The organism is Streptomyces sp. SP17BM10 (assembly GCF_036322405.1).
Lineage (GTDB): Bacteria > Actinomycetota > Actinomycetes > Streptomycetales > Streptomycetaceae > Kitasatospora.
Genome location: NZ_JAQYXB010000427.1, coordinates 1 through 303 on the forward strand (window position 1 = coordinate 1; position 303 = coordinate 303).

General features: G+C 67.7%; 1 protein-coding gene. It reads right to left on the reverse strand.

Annotated features, from left to right (window positions below):
• Positions 1-303: ABC transporter ATP-binding protein (locus PUR71_RS04550; protein ID WP_443077349.1), on the reverse strand; the 303-nt coding region annotated here is incomplete at both ends.

A 303-nucleotide genomic window follows, 5' to 3' on the forward strand; every position in this document is an offset into this window, starting at 1 on the left:
ATGCGCTCGCGGCCGGCGCGCTGGCGGCGGCGCGGGTCGGGCACCGGCACCGCGGACAACAGCGCGGTGGTGTAGGGGTGCATCGGGTTGCTGTAGAGCGAGACCCGGTCGGCGAACTCGACGACCTTGCCGAGGTACAACACGGCGACGCGGACCGAGACGTGCCGGACAACCGATAGGTCGAGAGCGATCAACAGGTACGAAAGCCCGAGCTCCCGCTGCAGGTCGACAAGCAGGTTGACAACCTGGGCCTGAATCGAGACGTCGTGCGCGGTGACCGGCTCGTCGGCGACGATCATCTTG